Source organism: Salinadaptatus halalkaliphilus (genome assembly GCF_006543045.1).
Classification (GTDB): domain Archaea; phylum Halobacteriota; class Halobacteria; order Halobacteriales; family Natrialbaceae; genus Salinadaptatus; species Salinadaptatus halalkaliphilus.
In genome coordinates, this window is record NZ_RBZW01000055.1 from 77,145 (window position 1) to 92,716 (window position 15,572).

Here is a 15,572-nt window from a genome sequence, read left to right on the forward strand (position 1 = left end):
CATGACCGACGATTCGACGCCAGACACCGACGGCGACACCGAGACCACACCCGCTGACGAGTTCGAGAACTCGCGGACGCTGGAGGATCCGTCCCATCCACTCGTGCGAGCGGGCAGACACGTTCGCCGTGATCCGTGGCTGCTCGTCCCGTTTTTCCTCGTCGGAGTCGCCCTTACCGCACTCGACTGGCTGCGCCGACAGGATCCCATCCCGACCCTCGAGCAAACGGCGTTCGACGGAGCCACCCTCGACGTACAGATCGAGTTCGCCGGCTATCCGACCGGCGTTACCCAGACGGCGGTGTCGCTCGAGTCGCTGGTCGACCTCTACCCGCAGTTGTTGGTCTGGGGGATCGCTAGCTACGTCCTCCCGCTGCTGGCGGTTGCCGCTGCCGGCGCGTATACGATGGCTCGAGCGATGGGTCGGGAGCCGTGGCTCGCGGCGACCGGGTCGCTGTTTGGATTCGCGCTCGCTATCGACCTGGCACAACGACTGTTCGGCTCGATCGACGCCCTGCAGGGGATGGGGCTGTGGTGGGGCCTCCCGATACTCGCGCTCTATCTCCTCGTCATGGTGCGGCTGTTCGCCGTTCCCGGCTTGCTCGTCGCCGGTCGCGGACTGCCGACCGCCATTACGGAGAGCTCCCGTCGGATCGCTGGACGTGGCTGGGGTATCTTCGGCCTCGTGCTCGCGTTCGGCCTCGGCGCGTGGCTGCTCGCCGGCGTCTCGAGCGTCGGCGCGTTGCTTAGCACGGCCATCGTCGCGCCCCTCCACGCCGTGACGATCGTTACCGTACTCGGTCTCGAGGGCGACGAGTGAGCGACGCCGACACCACTGCGAGTCCGCGTGGAGTCTGACTCTCGAGTTCGTCGGCCCAGTCGATGTCGACTCGCTCCCAGCGACCGCCGAAGTCCTCGGAGACGAACAGCCCCCGATTGGAGAGTCCGTAGACGACGCCGCCCTCGCCGGTCGTCCCGAAGACCGCGCGGACGACACCCTCGCCCGTCGGGAGCCCGGTATCCTCGAGTCGTTCCCAGGCCGTATCGGCGGCGTCCTCGTCTCCCGCCGCGGATCGTCGGTAGACGTACGACTCGGCGCGCTCGGCCGTGTGGGCGCTCGAGGCGCCGCTAGCGCTCGAGACGATCACCGATCCGGGATCGCCAGGGTCGCGAGCGAGGCCCCAGCAGTAGGTGTGCTCAAGGCCGGCCTGTGGATGCACCCAGGACTCGCCGCCGTCGTCGCTCTCGGCGTAGCCGTCGCCCGCGGCGGTGTAGACACGCCCCTCGCGGTCGGGGTGGGTCGCGAGCGTGTGATTATCCCGGCGCGAACCCTCGGGTCGTTCGTGCCAGGTCTCGCCGCCGTCGTCGCTGTAGACGAACGCGCCCGCCTCGATCCCGACGTAGAGACGGTCGGGATCGAACGGATCGACCTCGAGCCAGCGGACGTGATGGGTGTGTGGCCGCGGCGGGAACGACCACTCGTTGGCTGAGGGGAGATCGACGATTCCCTCGAGGTGGGTCCAGGAATCGCCGCCGTCCGTACTGCAGTAGACGCGGCTCGGTTCGGTGCCGGCATAGACCACGTCGGCGTCGTGGGGACTGATCGCAAGCGACGTCACCGCCTCGCTGTCGAACACCGCGTCGGTCTCGAGCCGTTCGAACGTCTCGCCGCCGTCGGTCGTTCTGAACAGGCCGTCATCGAACGTGCCGACGAACGCGCTATCGGGCGCGTCGTTCGAGGCGACGACACACTCGAGGTCGTGGCCCTCGAGACGAGTTTCGGTCCCCCAGCCGTCGCCACCGGCTTCCCCTGGGGATCGACAGACGAGCAACCGATCCCTGAGTGCGGCGTAGACGCTTGCCATACCGACCGTACGATCCGCTCGTACAAACCGCTTGGCTGCCTGGCCACCCGCCGAGTAGCAACGGAAATAACCAAGCAACAGTGATCGAAACGATCGTTACGATCGTTGGCGGTGGCGTTCGGCGCGCTGTTTCGCCGACTCCGCCAGCAGACGGACCTGCAAACCGGCTACCGTGACATACCGATCCTCGAAGACGAGACGTTGCGATGGCGGCGAGCTGACGGCACGCCGTCGCGGACCGCCGTCACCGGTGTGGCCGCCGAGCACGTACTCGGGCCGTTCGCTCGCAATATCATCGGCGCCAAACGAGCCGGAACGCGAATCCAATCGTTGCTCGCCGACGAACTCGAGGGGGACTCGGCGGCGAGTCCGACGAACCGCTACTCGGCGCTATTTTCCGACTAAGAGTGGCTCGCAGCGCCGTCTCGAGTTCGGACGCAGTCGTTTTAACAACACGCCCTCCAGAATTGGCAATCCATTTGTCGATGGCAACCGTCGGTCGGGGATACCGTGGGCAATTCCACCGACAGCGACCCGGACGAAACTGGGCCAGACGCGCGTCTGTCGCGCGACCGGCCGCGAACAGGGACTGATCGGCAAGTACGATATCTGGCTCTGCCGACAGTCGTTTCGTGAGATGGCTCGAGACATGGGGTTTCGAAAGTACGACTGATCGCTCGAGGTGTTCGGACGCGTCGTCGGTATCGGCGACGACACCACGATAGCAACGGCTATCGTAGCCACTGCAAGTCAATGCACACCTGATCGCACGACGAACGCGCGGTTCCGAGCGAACAGCACGAGCGAGAACCGCGGAACGGCGAACGGGGAACGGCGTGACTCGTGAGTGGGCTGTGCGATCAGGTGTAAATCGTTTCATACGGTTTACTGTAAGTCGTTACCGCCGAAACCGCGACCCGTCTGCGGTTTCGCCGGTAAATCGTTACAGCAATCCGTATCAGTCGTCATTATAGGGCGACTCGATGTCGAACGCATCCTCGTCGATGGCAACGCCACCGAGCAGACACTCGAGTGCACCGACGGCCAGGACGAACGAGACGAGCAGCGAGATCGCGGCCTGGGCGAGTCCCCAGCCACCGGTACCGACCAGCAACTGCACGAACCCGAGCGTACTCGAGCCGATCGCCAGCAGTGCCAGTCCGACGGCGGCGACGCGCGGCCAGCCGACGCGGACGGTCCCGAGCGAAAGACGATCGCGGCGGCCGGCGAGAATCACGAGGGCGCCGCCGACGCCGAACCACGCGATCGGGAGAAGTTGGGCCGGCGCCGTCGGTACGTCGGCGATCGCTAGCAATACGACGACCATCGCCAGCGTGAGTGCGCCGCCGCCGGCGAGCGTCCGACGGATACGGTCCCTGCTGTGCATACCACCTCGTTTCGGAGCATCCTCGGTAACGATTCGGATTTCGACCGATCGCCGACGCGCACGCACGTTTCTGAAATTCTATAGTTTCGTGGCGGCCCACAATATATCACAGGTGACGTGGTAACGCCCACCATGACACGAACGCGAGCCACGACGCTCGAGGGCGTCCAATCACGCGTTGTCGACACCGACCGCCTCGAGACCCACTATCTCGAGTCTGGGTCCGACGACGGCGAGGGCACGGTCGTATTCGTCCACGGCAACGTCTCGTCATCTCGGTTTTTCGAGGACGTAATGGCCGCGCTCCCCGATCGGTACCACGCTATCGCACCCGATCTTCGAGGGTACGGCGACTCGGAACGAAAGCCGGTCGACGCGACGAACGGCTTCGGGGGATTCGAGCAGGACCTCCGATCGCTGGTCGATGCGCTCGAACTCGAGGTGCCGCTGACGCTCGTCGGATGGTCCAACGGCGGCGGCGTGGCGATGCGCTACGTGATCGAACAGCCCGACGACGTCGACTCGCTGGTGCTTGTCAACCCCGTCTCGCCGTACGGATTCGGCGGGACGAAAGACCTCGATGGAACGCCGTGTTTCGACGACTACGCCGGCTCCGGCGGCGGGATCGGGAACGATCCGTTCGTCGAGGCACTCGGGGCTCGCGATCGCAGCGAGGAAGGCGAAGCGTCCCCCCGAAAGATCCTCCGAACGTACTACGTCGCCCCCTCCTACACCTTCGATTCCGATCGCGAGGAGTCGTATCTGACGGGCATGCTCGATACGACTACCGGCGACGAGCACTACCCTGGGTCGTCGGTCCCGAGCGAGAACTGGCCCGGCGTTGCACCCGGCGAAACGGGGGTCAACAACGCTATTTCGCCGAAGTACTGCGACCTCGAGGCGATCACCGAGATCGACGCCGACGCGAAACCACCGATCCTGTGGATTCGCGGCGACGCCGACCAGATCGTCTCGAACGAATCGCTGTTCGACCTCGGCGCGCTCGGACGAATGGGCGAAGTCCCGGGCTGGCCCGGCGAAGATGTCTTTCCACCCCAGCCGATGGTCGATCAGACGCGAGCCGTCTTCGAACGCTACGCCGACCGCGGCGGCCAGTTCGAGGAAGTCGTCTTCGGCAACACCGGCCACACGCCCCACGTCGAGGTGCCCGGCGATTTTAGACGGCGTCTCGAGGATGTCCTCGAGTGAGGGTGTGGATCGGTCCAGGGTCAGACGATGTCGAGTGTGTCGCGGTCGGCGCCGGCGAGTTCGACCAGCGCGTCGGCCTCTAAGAGGTGGCAGTCGCCCGGCACCACGAGCAGGTGCAGCGGGTCGCCGAAGTCGCGGTCGGCGAGATCGGTCATCGTCCCGGCCTCGACGAGGGGATCGGGGCTGCCGGCACGGGCGACGACGACGCCGACGAGGTCCGGGTACTCTTCGGCGAGCAGTTCGGCACCGATGTCGGCGGTCATATACTCGTCTGCGTCGGTGCGGTCGTGGCCGATCTTGATGTCCAGGTAGACGACGGTGTGGAGGCCGTCGGCGCGATTGTCGTCGATCGTTTCGGTGACGCTCGCGGGGAGGCCGTCGGCGCCGTGGGCGTAGGGAAAGGGCAGCGTCGTCGCCTTGCCGAAGCGATAGTTCTGGAGGCCGGTCAGTGAACTCGTCGCCGTCTGGGCGGTGATCCCGTGGACGACCCGTGTCTCGATCCCGCGCTCGTGGGCTCGCAATCGAAGATCGACGTGGGTCGTCGAGATCATCGTATCGCCGGCGGTCAAGAAGGCGACGTCCTCGTCCTCGGCGGCGTCGAGGATATCCTCGGGACGTTGCTCGACACCGGCTCGGTCTCGGACCTCGATATCGACATCGTGGTGGGACTCGAGGTCGGCCACGCTCGTCCCGATCAACTCGCTGGTGTAGAACTCGGCGTAGGCCCGGTTGGCGTCCCGCAACGCCCGTTGGCCCTCGACGGTTATCGAGCGCTCGTCGTAGAGCCCCAGACCGATGAAGGTGAGCATACCCGTTGTAGTGTGAGACATCGGTAGAAGGTTTCGAGTCGTGGCGCCCGAGACGATTCGTCGGCGAACTGGCAGCACTACAATACATGAGTTAGCTGGACCTAAATATATAGTTGTGTATAGTAAACTTATTATTCTCTGTCGGACAATAGTCGTCTGATGGATCTCAGTCCGATCGCGGAGGACTATCTCAAAGCGATCTATCATCTCGAGGACGGACACCAGCGGCCAGTTCGTACCGCCGAGATCAGCGAGGAACTGGGTGTAACGTCCCCCTCAGTCTCGAGTATGATCGATACGCTCGACGAACGCGGGGTCGTCGACTACACGCCGTACAGGGGCGTCGAGTTGACCGACCGGGGCGAGGAGGTCGTTTTGCGTCTCGTCAGGAACCACCGCCTGCTGGAGACGTTCATGATGGAGTGTCTCGACTACTCGTGGTCGGAGGTTCACGACGATGCCGACCGACTCGAACACCACGTCAGCGACGAACTGGCCCGACGGCTCGAGGCGTTTCTCGGCGAGCCGTCGATGGACCCACACGGGGATCCAATCCCCGACGCGGAGCTTTCGATGCCGGAGGAGTCGCCATACACACCGCTTACCGAATACGAGGTCGGTGAGACCGTCGTCGTCGACCAGGTACCACATCGCGATCCGGATATTCGTGAGTACCTGTCTCGACACGGAATTGGGCCGGGAACGCGCCTCACCGTCGACGAGATTTCGCCGATCGATCTCGTTACCGTCGTTCCCACGTCCGACGGCCAGCCCGTCTCGTTACCGACGTACGTCGCACGACGACTCGGCGCTCGAGCAGCACCGCGGAATGAGAATGGTTTTTAGAGTGATCTAATCTATAGATTTGAGTCATAAAATTCAAATACCGGTCCACTAAACGGGAGAGTGATGAGTGATACTCCATCGCAGCGAGATGGCACACGTAGCGTGTCGCGCAGACGATTCACTGCCTTCGGTGTGGGAGCGCTCGCGACCGGTCTGGCTGGATGTATCGGGGGTGCTTCGGACGACGACCCCGAGGATCAGAACGTCGCAGTCGCGTCGTTCTTTACGTTCTACGACTTTACCCGGCAGATCGCCGACGAAACGCCGATGTCGGTCGACAATCTCGTTCCCGTTGGCCTCCACGGCCACGGCTGGGAGCCGGACCCGACGATCACACAGGACATCGTCGATGCCAACGCGTTCATCCACGTTGGTCCGGACTTCCAGCCCTGGGCCGATCGGGCGATCGAAACGGTCGAGGACGACGGTGCAGATACCCACCTCATCAACGCTCGAGAGGGAGTCGAACTGCTCGACCTCGCCGAGACCGTGGAGGACGACGAGGAAATCGAGGGGGGGAAAGATCCCCACTTCTGGCTCGATCCGGAGTTGGCAAAACACGCGGTCGACAACATCGCGAACGGGCTCGCCGAGGTCGCACCCGACCACGAGGGCGAGTTCGCCGACAACGCCGACGAACTCAAAGGCGAGTTAGACGAACTCGACGCGGAGTGGGAGGCGATCTTCGAGGAGGCAGAGCGAGAATACGTCTTCCTGGCGGCACACAACGCCTTCGAGTACCTCGGCCAGCGATACGCCACGACGATCCAGCCGTTGATCGCGAACCTCGCCGCGGCCGACGATGTCCGGACGAGTGACATGCAGTACGCAGAAGACATGATCGCCGAACACGACATCCAGTACATCGGAGCAGCGATCTTCGAGCCTAACTCCTGGGCAAAGCAGTTAGTCGACGAGACCAATGCCGAGGCGTACTATCCCGTGACCCCCTACGCCGGAACGAGAGAGGAGTGGGTCGACCAAGGCTGGGGTTACTTCGACATCGCTCGTAATATCAACATGCCGACGTTCGAGATCGTTCTCGACGCAGCGGATCCGTCGGAGACGACCCTCGGTGAGGAGTGGCGCAACTTCGACTGACACAATCTCCACCCACCAGCAAACCCCATCATAATGACACACATATCGGTCGAGGATGTCTCGTTTGGATACACCGCAAGTCCCGTGGTCCGAAACACATCGTTTACCGTCGAGAAAGGGGAGTACGTCGGCGTCATTGGGCCGAACGGCTCCGGCAAGAGCACGCTTCTCCAGTTGATCCTGGGACTGTACGAACCCGACAAGGGAACCATCGAACTGTTCGGCCAGCCGTCTCGAGCCTTCGTCGACCGCGAACGCGTCGGCTACGTCGCTCAGGACGTCACGGAGAACACGAAAGAGATGCCGATCACCGTCGAGGAGGTCGTCCTGATGGGGCGATTTCCCCATGCAGGCTTCGGGCGAGTCGGCTCCGACGATCGCAGGCGCACGCGAGAAGCCCTCCGGACGGTAGGGATCGATCACCTCGCCGGTAGGAAGATTACGAAGCTCTCGGGCGGTCAGCGCCAGCGGACATACATCGCACGGGCACTCGCCAGCGAGGCAGACTTGCTCGTTCTCGACGAGCCGACCGTCGGCGTCGACGCGGAATCCATCGAGGACTTCTTCGACCTGCTCGATCGACTCAACGACGACGGCATGACGATCCTGCTCGTCGAACACGACATCGAAGCCGTCCTCGAGCACACCGGTCGCGTACTCTGTCTCAACCGGACATTGTACTTCGACGGTCCACCCGGCGCGTTCGTCGATAGCGACGCGCTCGAGCGGGCCTACGGCATCGAAACCCAGCGAGGAGAAGTGACACCATGACGCCGTCACCGACATCGACGCTGACAATCGCGAGCGTCGATGGCCTCGTCGTTCCTAGTGTGACCGGTTTGCCGACGGGTGCTATCGGCTGGCTCATCGATCGTTGGAGCGATCTGCTGTCGGCCGTTGGCGACGCCGCCGGCATCGAAATGCTCCAGTACGGGTTCATGCACCGGGCGTTTCTGGTCGGGGTCCTGATCGCGGTGATGGCACCGCTGATCGGAACCTTCCTCGTCCACCGTCAACTCGCGCTGATCGGTGACGCGCTCGCACATACGGCCTTCGCCGGCGTCGCGGTCGGACTGTTCGTCAACGCGGTGCTGGGGACGGGTATCTCGCCGTATCTTACCGCCGTCGTCGTCGCAATGATCGCTGCGCTCGCGATCGAGTTGATCTCGGAGGTTACCGACGCCTACAACGATGTCTCGATGGCGATCGTCCTCTCGACCGGGTTCGCACTGGGGGCCGTACTGATCAGCCTCAACGCCGGCGGGCTCGCCGTCGGGATCAACCAGTACCTGTTCGGGAACCTCGCGACGGTCTCGCGGTCGAACGCGATGATCCTGATCGGCCTCTTTCTGGTCGTCACGCTCGTCGTCGGAACCACGTACAAGCAGTTGCTGTACGTGACCTTCGACGAGACCGCCGCCAGGGTCGCCGGCCTCAACGTTCCCTGGTACAATCGGATCATGACGATGCTCACCGCGATGGTCGTCGTCGGCGCGATGCAGATTATGGGCGTGATCCTCGTCGCAGCCATGTTGGTCGTCCCGGTTGCCGGCGCGGCCCAGCTCGCCCGGAGTTTCCGGGAGGCGTTGCTGGCGTCGATTATCCTCGCCGAACTCGCCGTGCTCGTAGGAATCACGCTCTCGTTCCAGTACGAGGCCACCGCGGGCGGGACGATCGTCCTCGTCGCCGTTGCACTCTACGTCGGGGCTGTCCTCCTCGGGAAAGTTCAGTCGAATCGAAAAACGGTGGGCGATATCCATGCAACCGCCGAAGAACAGACTGCCGACTGAGCGCCATCAGTCAAATCGCGGTCGTCGGCAGGACCCGCCTCTCGTCCTACTGGAACGTCACGACCGGCGTGATGACCGTCATCGTCGCGATCGCCCTCTACAGCTGGTCCGGGCTCGGTGAGCCGCTCTGGTAGCACCGCAACTGGCAACGACGGGCCAACAGGAGTTATGGCTGTGGAGTCCGGTCAGTCCCCGCCAGTGAATTTTCCTCTCGGAATTAGACGCACCAAATTATTTTATTAGCCAGCAAAATATACAAGTACTATATCGTCTCGTGGGAAAGGACACACGGTCCGTGACCGGCCGAAATCCTGGCGATCAGAAGGAGATATGCGATGTCGAGTCCGGCCCCTCGTCCTCGTCGATGCCGCCCTCGTGGGCGAACGTAACGTCGTCGTCGGTGAGATAGATCGTGTCGTGGGTGACCGAGATATTGACCGACGGCAGCGTCGTCCCGGCGGCCTCGCCGTTATCACAGTCGCCCGAACACGAGTCGAACAGCGAGCCGTGTCGCGGACAGATAAGCTGGCCGTTCCGAATCGGGGCACCGTCGCCCGTGTCGAATCGCTGCGATTCGTGCGTACAGCGATTGATCCACGCCTCGACGCCGTCGTCCGACCCTGGCCGACTACTCGTGGAATCGTGTTCCACGGTGTCCTCACAGGGGACGAGAACCACCTCCTCGAGCTCACCGTACTGGTCCCGGACCGTAAACAGCCACGACCCGGCCTCGTAGACCGTCTGTACGGTCGTTAGCTGGTGCATACGACGGTATCGGTGCTGGACGCTCAAAACGGTTCACGTTTGCGACGCGATTATCCGCCTCGAAACGCCCCGCGATGCTAGCCAACACGTAATCGATCGATACTCATCGAAAGAATTATTAGCTATCACCAATAATTACATACTGCCCATCCAGATGGTTTCGTCTGGAGGCAGACCCCCACCCGCTTGTCATTCCATCCCCATCCCCAACGACTTCCGCGGTTGGGATCCGCGGCCGGCGAGGGCTCGATACCCTCGCTTTTGCTCCCCTTCGAAAACCGCCTGCTCGTACGCTACGTAACTCATAATGAATGCAAGGCGGAAACCCGCGTCTTTATTGGTGAGATGGATGCGGATGCCATCGAACTGGTCGTCGATGGCATCCGCATCCATCTCACCAAGGTGGTACAGCAGCGACTTCGAGAGCGGGCTTCGGTCTTCGAGGTTCAGCTCTTCGCCCCGAGCCAACTGGAGGTGTCTAGCACTGGTGTTCGTGAACTCACGGTGGAATGCGCTCCGAGTGAGGACTCTGGAGAAGTCCTCACTCGGGTAGGTGCCGTTAGGCTTCGTTCCGAAGTCCAGAGCAGGATACAGCAGCGACCTACGGCACGGCAGACTTGCCGTGCCTCGGTAGTAATGACCATGTTCTAAATAGGATGTCACCGGAGAAAACTGTCTTTCAGGCACTTCGGCAACTACTGTTTAGCGCGGGGAGGATGTCAAGTATCGTGAGTATCCAACACTGGTCGATGAACTATATATGTTCGGCTGGTGGGACGTTGGACCACCGTGACACTCGCCACCGTGGTGAACCGATCGCTGTCACTGCTTGGCTACCCTGCCGTCGCACGGGAACTGCTCAGTCGGTACAGCGACTCGACGACGCTCGAGGTCGCGTCCTCGGCCCGGATCGCGAAGGGGTGTTTGCTCCGCGGGCGTGTCTCGCTTGCACCTCGAACGCGGGTGAGCCGTGGGTGTCTACTCAACGGGACCGTCGCCGTCGGCCGGAGAACGAACCTCGAGCCCCACTGTGAACTCGTCGGCGACGTGACGATCGGGAACTACTGTGCGATCGCCAGAGAGACCACGTTCCAGGAGCCAAATCACGAGATGGATCGCGCGTCGATGCAGATTCGGTTCTACGACGAGGTTCTGGATAGCGACCTTGCGCCAACTTCCGAGGGGCCGATCACGGTGGGTAACGACGTCTGGGTCGGGACACGGGCCACGATCCTCTCGGGCGTCTCGATCGGCGATGGCGCTGTTATCGGTGCCGGAGCGGTCGTCACCGACGACGTCGACCCCTACGCCGTCGTCGCCGGCGTGCCGGCCGAACGAGTCGGATGGCGGTTTTCGGAACCGATCCGGGAGAAACTGCTCGACCTCGAGTGGTGGCACTGGGACGAATCGACGCTTCGAAACCGGCGAGCATTCTTCGAACGGACGCTCGAGGACCCAGACGACGTACCGACAGTCGCCGAGTTCCACGGCGACTCGACGGCCACGCCAACGGCCAGCTCGACGGAGACGCCGTTTGGGTAGTCGCCGACCCCGCCTGCGACCGGGCGTCGGCACTTACGGACGTGCGGTGGTAAGCAGCGAGTGAACCTCGTCAGTACTCTCCGTCTCGGTGATCACCGCGACTTCGTCACCGGCCTCGAGTTCGGTGCCAGGAAGCGGGATGGTTAGTGATTCGCGTGCGCGACCGTGGGCGTATATTCGCGCACCGTTGGGGAGATCGAGTTCGCTCATCCGCTTGCCGACGGCGGGCGACTCCGTATCGATCTCGAGGACGGTCAACTGGAGGTTGGTAGCGAGGTCGGCAACGACGTTGAAATCGCCGCCGAGCAGCGCAGTTTTCGCGCCGGCAGCGCCCAGTCGTTCGGGATAGATGATCTCGTCGACATCCTGGGCGTACTTCTCGTAGATGTCCTCACGATAATCCTCGTCGATCCGAAGAACGGTCCGACAGTCGTAGTGCGTACCGACCATACAGGCGGCGAAGTTGACGTTGAGATCGGGTGTGAACGCGCCGATCGCGTCGGCCTCGTCGATACCGGCCTCGAGGAGAGTCGCTTCGTCGGCACCATCGCCCGAGGTCGCGTCGAACCCCGTCCTCGTGGCGCGGTCGATACGGTCGTCGTCGTCGTCGACGACCGTCACGTCGTGTCCTTCTTCGGAGAGAATCCGTGCAGTTCGAGCGCCGACCCGACCATACCCCACGATAACGAATATCATGATATCGTCGTACGCGCTCCGAAGGCAAATACGTTGGTCCCGACGCCCAGCCGCCGCTCGAGTGACCAACATATGCACAGCCGTGGACAACAACCCGAGATCGGAGACGGGAATACTTAACTCCCTGGTGTAGCTACGCTCGAGCGTCCAACATGGGGGCAATAGAGTCGGTCGCGGCGTACTTCGGTTTCGAGGAGCACAACACTGATTATCGGACGGAAGCGCTTGCGGGGTTGACGACGTTTCTCGCGATGGCTTACATCATCGTGGTCAATCCGGCGATCCTAAGCGATGCGATCGTCATCGAGGGGTACGACCAGGGCGAGGTGTTTCAGATGCTCGCGATCGTGACGATCATCGCGTCGATCGTCGCGACGGCAGTGATGGCGTTCTACGCGAATCGGCCGTTCGGCCTGGCGCCGGGCATGGGATTGAACGCCTTCTTTACGTACACCGTCGTGATCGTCCTCGGAGTTCCGTGGGAGCTCGCACTCGCTGCAGTCTTCGTCGAGGGAATCATCTTCATCGCACTGACGGCGGTCGGTGCCCGTGAGTACATCATCGAACTGTTCCCCGAGCCGGTGAAGTTCGCCGTCGGCGCCGGTATCGGGATCTTCCTGCTCTTTCTCGGTCTCCAGGAGATGGATCTCGTCGTCCCGTACGTCGACGCCGACGGCCTCCCGTCCGGAACTCTGGTCGAGCTCGGTAACGCCATCCAGAGCCCGGTTGCGGCGCTGTCGGTTGTCGGACTCGGCTTTACGTTCTTCCTCTACGCCCGCGGCATTCGGGGGTCGATCGTCATCGGCATCCTCACGACCGCGATCGCCGGCTGGGCGCTGACGCTGCTTGGCATCGTTCGGCCGGGCGTGCTCACGCCGGATGGTGCCTACGAGGACATCGCAAACGAAGGGCTGCTCTCGTTGCTCCTCTCGGTTCAGTACGACGTGACGCCGCTGTTCTGGGGCTTCGTCGACGGACTCGGTATGATCGGAGACGACCCGCTCGTGTTTGCTCTCGTCGTCTTTACGTTCTTCTTCGTGGATTTCTTCGACACGGCAGGGACGCTGATCGGCGTCGCGCAGTTCGGCGGCTTTCTCGACGACGACGGTAATCTCCCAGACATCGACGAACCGCTCATGGCCGACGCCGTCGGGACCACCGTCGGTGCGATGATCGGCACCTCGACGGTGACGACCTACATCGAGTCCTCGACCGGCGTCGAGGAGGGTGGCCGCACCGGCTTTACGGCACTCGTCGTCGCCGTCCTGTTCAGCATCGCACTCGTGACCGTCCCCATCATGCAGGCGATTCCCCAGTACGCGACCTACCTCGCGCTTGTCGTCGTCGGCATCATCATGCTGCAAGGCGTCGCCGACATCGACTGGGAAGACCCCGTCTGGCTCATCTCGAGCGGCCTAACGATCACGATCATGCCGCTGACGGCCTCGATCGCCAACGGCATCGCGGCCGGCATCATCAGCTACCCGCTGCTCAAGACCGCCATCGGCGACGCTCGAGACGTCTCGTTCGGTCAGTGGGTACTGGCAATCACCTTCGTCTGCTACTTCGTCGCGTACTTCGCCACCGAGGCTGGCGTCGTGACGTTCTAAGAGTCGGGTCTCCGTTCTCACGGTTCGATTGCCGATCGGCTCTGCGACCGGTGCACTCTTGGGTCTCTCGCCTCTACGACGAGTATGGCAGATATCACGATCTACGAACTTCCAGGCTGCCCGTACTGTGCGAAAGTCCGCTCCAAACTCGACGAACTCGAGCTCGAGTACGACATCATCGAAGTGCCGCGCTCTCACAGCGAGCGAACGGAAGTCGAGGCGGTTAGCGGCCAAACCGGCGTTCCGGTTATCATCGACGACGCTCACGGCGTCGACGGCATGCACGAGAGCGACGATATCGTCGACTTCCTCGAAGAGACGTACGCGTAGAACCGACGGGAGCGAAACGGTGACGCACCTCGGAGGCGAGTCTCGAGGCACTCGCCCTGTTGTCTCTGCAAACAGCGACGTTCGGCGAGGCTGCTACCGTTACAGCGTTTTCTCGGCTTCCCCCTCCTCCACGACCTCGATTCCACGGTTGTTGACCGCCATCGGATCGAGGCCCACTTCCTGAAGGAAGTTCTTGTACTCGCGTTCGCACTGTTCGGCGTCTTTCTGCTTGTCGCTCGCGCGGTCACAGAGTTCCACGAGGTTCTCGGGAACGTCGTTCTGGTAGACGATCCAGTGATTGATCAGATCCGAGAGCCGGCGGATGGGGCTCGTGAAGTGACCGTAGATTTCGAAGTTCAGCGCGTGGTGGCCGCCAAAGGGGTCGTCCATGTACTTCGCGCGAGGCATGACCTTCATGACGGCCCACTGGATCTTGTCGAGCTGGCGCGCAGGAGCCTCTTCGAGCGTCGCGTTGACGGCCTTTCGCGGATCGTCCCAGGCGCTGCCGGGAATCGAGACTCCATCGAGGTCCTGAATCTCCTGGAGGGCTTCGGACCACTCGTCGGGACTGGGCTGTGGGTGGACCCGATACATCGCAGAGACGCCGCGATTCCACATGAGTTCGTGCGTGACGGCCTTGTTGGCCTTGAGCATGCACTCCTCGATGATGGTGTGGGCGCGGTCGCGGGCGGGGTTCAGGACGAGCGAGCCGTCCTCCTTGCGGATTTCGTGCATCCGATCGGCGACCTGGTGGACCAGTTTGTTCTCCTCATGCAGCGGCGCGTCGGGATCTTCGAGGCGGTTCTCGGCCTGGGAGTAGGTCAGACGCTCGTCGGATTCGATGACGGATTTGTAGATCTCGATGTTCTCGTAGCTCAGGGTCTCCTTGTCGAGGTGCATCTCGACGGTGTGGGCGAGTCGATCCTCGTTGGGAACCAGCGAACAGACCGTCTCGGCCAGCACCGGTGGCAGCATGTGAATCGTATAGCCGGGGAGATAGACCGTGTTGGATCGCTGGACGGCCGAGTCCCACATCGCGGTGTCGGGATTGACGTAGTGAGTTACGTCGGCGATGTGGACCCAAAGAACGTACTCGTCCTCGCGTTCTTCGATCGAGATGGCGTCGTCGAAGTCCTGGGCGTCGATCGGGTCCGTCGTCCAGGTCGTCAGGTCGCGCAGATCCTCCCGCTCGTCGATCTCGTCCTGAATTTCGGCCTCGACGCCGTCCGTGCGTTCCTCGGCTTCCTCGAGTACCTCGGGGGGGAAGCCGTCGGGAATCTCGAACTTCTCGAACAGCTCCTCGCGTTTGTTCTCGAGGTGGCGCGCGAGGTCTTCGGAGATCTCGACGGGGCCCTGCCCTTCGGCCGTGCCGGCTTCGGCCTGTGCGTCGTCGCTCATACGGTGGGGTACGGACGAAAGGGTGAAAGTCGTGTCGGGATGGGTACGGTCTACTGTGACCGATACCGATTACTGTCCCGATCTCCCGGCCCACCCACCGCCCGAGTCGCAGTTGCACCCGAACTGACTGACAGGAAACCGTATAACTCGACCGGCCGTGAGTCAGCCAGAACGGGTATATGGGTCCGAGGGAAAGACGGGGACGAACCCGGCGACATGTCCTG

General features: G+C 62.6%; 18 protein-coding genes. 11 read left to right on the forward strand and 7 right to left on the reverse strand.

The features are described from left to right. Position 1 precedes the first annotated feature (1 nt). Entirely contained in the window at positions 2-820 is an 819-nt protein-coding gene (locus D8Y22_RS15815) for a hypothetical protein (protein WP_246084472.1), read from the forward strand. Here D8Y22_RS15815 and D8Y22_RS15820 read toward each other — a convergent pair. Further along, positions 789-1,865, reverse strand: coding sequence for a WD40/YVTN/BNR-like repeat-containing protein (locus tag D8Y22_RS15820; protein ID WP_141465662.1), 1,077 nt, complete (start codon positions 1,863-1,865; stop codon positions 789-791). The genes D8Y22_RS15815 and D8Y22_RS15820 overlap by 32 nt on opposite strands. 111 nt (positions 1,866-1,976) lie before the next feature. Between D8Y22_RS15820 and D8Y22_RS15825 the strand changes: the two genes are divergently transcribed. Next, complete coding sequence (locus tag D8Y22_RS15825; RefSeq protein ID WP_342781900.1) at positions 1,977-2,270, forward strand: hypothetical protein; 294 nt, start codon at positions 1,977-1,979, stop codon at positions 2,268-2,270. Between the two features lie 112 nt (positions 2,271-2,382). Beyond that, positions 2,383-2,538 carry a 30S ribosomal protein S14 gene (locus D8Y22_RS15830; protein ID WP_246084481.1) on the forward strand — a complete coding sequence of 52 codons (156 nt, stop codon included), beginning with the start codon at positions 2,383-2,385 and terminating at the stop codon, positions 2,536-2,538. 285 nt (positions 2,539-2,823) lie between these two features. Here D8Y22_RS15830 and D8Y22_RS15835 read toward each other — a convergent pair whose 3' ends face one another. After that, on the reverse strand, positions 2,824-3,252 hold the full coding sequence (locus tag D8Y22_RS15835; RefSeq protein ID WP_141465663.1) for a hypothetical protein: 429 nt from the start codon (positions 3,250-3,252) through the stop codon (positions 2,824-2,826). Positions 3,253-3,384: 132 nt separating this feature from the next. Here D8Y22_RS15835 and D8Y22_RS15840 point away from each other — a divergent pair, with 132 nt between their 5' ends. Then, a complete protein-coding gene (locus D8Y22_RS15840) occupies positions 3,385-4,461 on the forward strand; it encodes an alpha/beta fold hydrolase (RefSeq protein ID WP_141465664.1) in 1,077 nt (358 codons plus the stop codon). A gap of 20 nt (positions 4,462-4,481) precedes the next feature. On the opposite strand, the gene dph5 is transcribed toward D8Y22_RS15840, so the two are convergent. Continuing rightward, a complete protein-coding gene (dph5, locus tag D8Y22_RS15845; protein WP_141465665.1) occupies positions 4,482-5,270 on the reverse strand; it encodes a diphthine synthase in 789 nt (262 codons plus the stop codon). 159 nt (positions 5,271-5,429) lie between these two features. Between dph5 and D8Y22_RS15850 the strand changes: the two genes are divergently transcribed. The 4 genes from D8Y22_RS15850 (at position 5,430) to D8Y22_RS15865 (ending at position 9,007) form a co-directional block, all read left to right on the forward strand. Further along, positions 5,430-6,116 carry a metal-dependent transcriptional regulator gene (locus tag D8Y22_RS15850; protein WP_141465666.1) on the forward strand — a complete coding sequence of 229 codons (687 nt, stop codon included), beginning with the start codon at positions 5,430-5,432 and terminating at the stop codon, positions 6,114-6,116. 63 nt (positions 6,117-6,179) lie between these two features. Further along, the gene (locus D8Y22_RS15855) at positions 6,180-7,217 is read left to right on the forward strand and encodes a metal ABC transporter substrate-binding protein (RefSeq protein WP_174811879.1); all 1,038 of its coding nucleotides are present in this window, start codon (positions 6,180-6,182) and stop codon (positions 7,215-7,217) included. A gap of 33 nt (positions 7,218-7,250) precedes the next feature. Further along, a complete protein-coding gene (locus D8Y22_RS15860; protein WP_141465667.1) occupies positions 7,251-7,988 on the forward strand; it encodes a metal ABC transporter ATP-binding protein in 738 nt (245 codons plus the stop codon). Beyond that, on the forward strand, positions 7,985-9,007 hold the full coding sequence (locus tag D8Y22_RS15865; RefSeq protein ID WP_141465668.1) for a metal ABC transporter permease: 1,023 nt from the start codon (positions 7,985-7,987) through the stop codon (positions 9,005-9,007). The genes D8Y22_RS15860 and D8Y22_RS15865 overlap by 4 nt, the downstream gene beginning before the upstream one ends. Before the next feature lie 318 nt (positions 9,008-9,325). Here D8Y22_RS15865 and D8Y22_RS15870 read toward each other — a convergent pair whose 3' ends face one another. Next, positions 9,326-9,772: a Rieske (2Fe-2S) protein gene (locus D8Y22_RS15870; RefSeq protein WP_141465669.1), complete on the reverse strand. Its 447-nt coding sequence runs from the start codon at positions 9,770-9,772 to the stop codon at positions 9,326-9,328. A 189-nt stretch (positions 9,773-9,961) separates the two neighbouring features. Then, positions 9,962-10,240, reverse strand: coding sequence for a hypothetical protein (locus tag D8Y22_RS22455; protein ID WP_174811880.1), 279 nt, complete (start codon positions 10,238-10,240; stop codon positions 9,962-9,964). Between the two features lie 321 nt (positions 10,241-10,561). On the opposite strand from D8Y22_RS22455, the gene D8Y22_RS22930 reads away from it, so the two are divergent. Next, positions 10,562-11,314 carry a CatB-related O-acetyltransferase gene (locus D8Y22_RS22930; RefSeq protein ID WP_141465670.1) on the forward strand — a complete coding sequence of 251 codons (753 nt, stop codon included), beginning with the start codon at positions 10,562-10,564 and terminating at the stop codon, positions 11,312-11,314. A gap of 33 nt (positions 11,315-11,347) precedes the next feature. On the opposite strand, the gene D8Y22_RS15885 is transcribed toward D8Y22_RS22930, so the two are convergent. Further along, on the reverse strand, positions 11,348-12,010 hold the full coding sequence (locus D8Y22_RS15885) for a potassium channel family protein (RefSeq protein ID WP_141465671.1): 663 nt from the start codon (positions 12,008-12,010) through the stop codon (positions 11,348-11,350). A 152-nt stretch (positions 12,011-12,162) separates the two neighbouring features. Between D8Y22_RS15885 and D8Y22_RS15890 the strand changes: the two genes are divergently transcribed. Together D8Y22_RS15890 and D8Y22_RS15895 are read left to right on the forward strand one after the other, a co-directional pair. Beyond that, a complete protein-coding gene (locus D8Y22_RS15890) occupies positions 12,163-13,620 on the forward strand; it encodes an NCS2 family permease (protein WP_141465672.1) in 1,458 nt (485 codons plus the stop codon). Positions 13,621-13,704: 84 nt separating this feature from the next. Then, entirely contained in the window at positions 13,705-13,950 is a 246-nt protein-coding gene (locus D8Y22_RS15895; RefSeq protein ID WP_141465673.1) for a glutaredoxin family protein, read from the forward strand. 99 nt (positions 13,951-14,049) lie between these two features. Here D8Y22_RS15895 and D8Y22_RS15900 read toward each other — a convergent pair whose 3' ends face one another. Then, positions 14,050-15,348, reverse strand: a complete 1,299-nt coding sequence (locus D8Y22_RS15900) for an RNB domain-containing ribonuclease (protein WP_141465674.1) — start codon at positions 15,346-15,348, stop codon at positions 14,050-14,052. Between the last annotated feature and the right edge of the window lie 224 nt (positions 15,349-15,572).